The organism is Myroides injenensis M09-0166 (genome assembly GCF_000246945.1).
Taxonomy (GTDB): Bacteria; Bacteroidota; Bacteroidia; order Flavobacteriales; family Flavobacteriaceae; genus Flavobacterium; species Flavobacterium injenense.
Window position 1 is genome coordinate 1 of sequence record NZ_BAEX01000143.1, and the last position, 3919, is coordinate 3919.

The 3919-nt window shown below is 28.2% G+C and carries 3 protein-coding genes; all 3 read right to left on the reverse strand.

The window, feature by feature from the left end:
* Positions 1-291: 291 nt before the first annotated feature.
* On the reverse strand, positions 292-822 hold the full coding sequence (locus RH98_RS14770) for a hypothetical protein (RefSeq protein WP_010257228.1): 531 nt from the start codon (positions 820-822) through the stop codon (positions 292-294).
* A gap of 855 nt (positions 823-1677) precedes the next feature.
* Positions 1678-1983 (reverse strand): helix-turn-helix transcriptional regulator, encoded by a 306-nt coding sequence (locus RH98_RS14775; protein ID WP_010257232.1) that lies wholly within the window; start codon positions 1981-1983, stop codon positions 1678-1680.
* Positions 1984-2088: 105 nt separating this feature from the next.
* The gene (locus tag RH98_RS14780; RefSeq protein WP_010257235.1) at positions 2089-3342 is read right to left on the reverse strand and encodes a tyrosine-type recombinase/integrase; all 1254 of its coding nucleotides are present in this window, start codon (positions 3340-3342) and stop codon (positions 2089-2091) included.
* Positions 3343-3919: the final 577 nt, after the last annotated feature.

Here is a 3919-nt window from a genome sequence, read left to right on the forward strand (position 1 = left end):
GCTGTCTTAAATAATTAAGACAGCTGGACGCAATTTTTTATACGATTTAAGCTCCCTAGGCCCACGTATTATAATGCTAATATAAATAAAAAAATTATATTAAAACAAATTATATTAAAATTTAATTATTTATTGTTAATTTCCATGATACTTATACAAATTATTTATTTTTCAAGCAAATAATAATTAAAACGTTTTTTATTAAATAAAAGTTAAGTATAGACTAACTAAGCATTTGTAAAAAACAAAAACCACTCAATCGAGTGGTTTTATTTTATTTCAATACTCTAATTACTTATCTATGCTAAATATTCGATATTTTAAACTAAACCCAAGCGTAGGCAAAATAAGCGATTTTTCTACATCGAAATCTTTTAGATGCCCAAGTCCAGCATGTGCTTCAAAAATAAAATTTTTTGTAAAATGTCTTTCAATCCCCCAATTTATTTCAGTCAAAAGTATTTTGTTTAAGTCTAGATGATCCGAATCACCAAAGGAATACTTGGCTTGTAAAGAAACAAAGTTTCTTTTTCGATCAAGATCTACGTAATTCCACTTTACAATTCCTTTGGTAAAAGGAACTAAATTTTTAAAATCTAAAGTATAAGAAAACCCGTCGACAGCATCATATCCTCCTCCTAAGCCAGCATAAGCTTCGAAGTAAAATTTCTGGTATATTTTCTTGTTTACGGATAATTCTAATCCTTGTAATCCCACTCCGAGCTTTACATCATCCTTCGATTGTGCAATAGTTTGATGTACACCTCCAAAAAGTAGGAAGCAAATTATGAAATAATTTTTCAACAGGTTTGTTCGTTTCATTGTAAAGTTAATTTCGACCAAACTTATGACAAATTAAGTTGATAACTCATCACAACTATTTAAAATTTTTAACAAAGCCCAATAAACTACCTTTAAAATTAATTAACAATTTATCATTCAACGAATTACATTTAATAACAACTCTATTCCCATATTTTCTTGTATAAATCAGCTATCATTCTTGCAGAACAATTTAAAGCGTTTAATACCGCTTGCCTGCAAATTCAAAAACAGTATAACACTTCCCTTAAGAGATCTACTTATTATTTTCCTTTTGAAACTGTTGTTCACTTTAGATGAGTAAGAAATAGCAATACGATAAAAAGATATATTCTTTAAAATACATAAGTGCAATTTTAAATCTAATAACCATCAATTAGTAGATTTAATTTAGACCTATATATCTAATTCATGTGGTTTAAGTTAATTTTTTTAACTGTAAAATTGTACTTCCATTTTTTTTCTATTGATTAAGTAGTGTAAAATAAAGACAGTCATTAACTATAAGATATATAGCCCCTTTACACAACGCTAATTATAAAATACGATATTACTCAAAATATAGCATCTGCAAAAAGCTGTCTTAAATAACTAAGACAGCTTTTTGCAGTTTTTTATACGATTTAAGCTCCCTGAGCCCACGTATTACAATGCTAATATAAACAAGAAATACATTAAAATTTACATATTTGTCATTGATTTTTGCTTTATACACATGAATATTTTATTTTTTTTACACAAATAACAAAAAAACTTTTTTTGTTAAATAAATTTTAAGCCTAAGTATAGACTAACTAAGCATTTGTAAAAACAAGAGGTCGTCCAAAGGCTGCTGCTTCTTTTAATACTAATGGATTATTGTTTAATTTTTTTCAACGTATAATTCTGAGTTTTTTCCTTTATAGAATCTTCACTTAATGACTTATTTTTAATAAGCCACTGATCAATTTCAGATTTTTGAAAGTATAGCAATTTGCCATTCGGTTTTGAAAATGGTATTGCATTGGTGTGCACAAGTTTATAGATATACGATTTTTTAAATCCTGTGTATTCCTGTAAATCATCAATGTTTAGAACTTCTTTAATTCCAGTGATTACCCTACTCTCTAGTAAGCTTAAAATGTAATCTAGTTTTTTTACTATTTCTTTACTTTTTTTCATAATATTATAATTTTGTGATTAATAGTATTGCAATATCCAAAATCATCTTTTTCATTAGGTTTGTTGTCTGTATATCGTAGTGGTTGGCGTTATGTGTCAATACTATCATAGCGTATCTATATACTTAAAAGCAGAAATGGCACTTTCTAATTTATTTTTTCCGATATACGTTAATAGCATTGCTTCGGTTGAATGTCCTGTTAGGTCTTTAAGTAAAGAGGTAGGCATTTTTCCATAATAAAGGGTAGCGAATGTTCTTCGCCCAATATGAGTAGTTACAAATTTATATTTCTCTGCTTTAACCAGTTTTCTTCTATATCCATGTGTAGTTTGAACACTCATACCTCCCTCTACTATATCATTGATACCAATAAGTTCTGTTAGTTCTTTAATTTGCTTATTGTATTCTTGATCGACAAGTGCATTGGGAAATTCTCCATTTCTTAAGGCTAGTATTTTCTCAATTTCAGCATGTAGCGGGACACTAATATATTTTTTTGTCTTTTTTTGCTGGATTTGTAGAATTTTCCGTCCTTCTATTTTCATAATCATCTCACTTTTGAAGCGCATAAAATCAGATACTCGCTGTCCAGTATAGCAGCTAATAACAAGCCAATCTCTAGCAGTTTCTAAATATTTAAATTCATCTTCAAATTCATAACAACTAATTTTATTTAGCTCTTCTTTTGTAAAGAAAATAATATTCTCGTTTCGATACTTTTTAAAGGTTAAAGTATCATATAACATATTAGTATGGACACCTAAACTTCTAGCGTGATTACATAGCGTTTTAATACTCACAAATTCGCGTTGAAGCGTATTTTGAGCATATTCATATTCTCTATAGTATGCTTCAAATTTCTTTCTAAACTTTTCATCTATTGTATTGAAATGGATCTGTTCATCAAAAGCTTTTTCTAAGCTTCTGAGTTTAGTCTTAAGCGTCGCGTATTTCTTTACATGACAATTTGATAATTCATGTTTTCGGTATTCTAAATAATAGTCAATATACTTAATGATTCGCGTAGGTATTTTTTGCTCAATAGTAGGATTATAAAATAGTTTGATTTTCTTATCTAACCATTTCTTATTTATACGTTTAATGGGCATCTCCTCTACTTCTCTGAGTATAAAATCTTGAATTTGGAAAAGGTATTGTTCTAAAACAAGCCTTTCATTTTTTTTATTAATATCGCGAATGTTAGTTTTTGTATGAATATTCTCCCAGTACTCTTTAGTAACTTCAACTTTTGAATCACTATCTAAAGTATATTTTATATTTTTATAGGTATACCTTAATCTTAGAATTAAGTTTGCCCTATCTTTGGAAGAACGATATAGAAAAGAAATTCCTGCCATGATGAACTATTTTAAGATTAATAATAATTTTGTTATTATTAAATAACTAGGTCCATCAAGGATGACGTAAATATAGGTAACAATACTAATAAAGCAAAAAGCACACAGTGCAATAAGAGACCTTTTGATGCCAAAGCTTTAAAATATTATCAAAGAAATCAATGTTATATTGAATTAAAGCAAATCTAACAGCCATATCAATTTAACATCTGGTTAAAAGCCTGGATTTTAAAGTAAAACTTGTACGCTTTTTGTACGCTGAGTGAAAATTATCTAAAACTAAGAGATCATCATATAAAATATAAAAACCTGTAAATCAACGTATTGAATAACTTGTTTTTCGCTTAATTAGAGATAATGTGGAGTCTAATCATTTCGGCGACTCCACAGAAATAAAAGCCTAACTACTGATAATTAAATAGTTAGGCTTTTTTTGTGTTCAAATCTGTACGCTTTTATTTTTCAGATCCTTTTGCATACTCCTTTCTATGTTGTCTTGTAGGCTTCCCCATTTTAGGACACCTCTAAATTCGACAAATAATTCTTATTATGTTTAGATTTGATGAAGAATTTAAAT

Bases quoted from the DNA above. Each gene is read 5' to 3' on its own strand.
- RH98_RS14770 (WP_010257228.1), bottom strand. From the start codon at position 822: ATGAAACGAACAAACCTGTTGAAAAATTATTTCATAATTTGCTTCCTA.
- RH98_RS14775 (WP_010257232.1), bottom strand. From the start codon at position 1,983: ATGAAAAAAAGTAAAGAAATAGTAAAAAAACTAGATTACATTTTAAGC.
- RH98_RS14780 (WP_010257235.1), bottom strand. From the start codon at position 3,342: ATGGCAGGAATTTCTTTTCTATATCGTTCTTCCAAAGATAGGGCAAAC.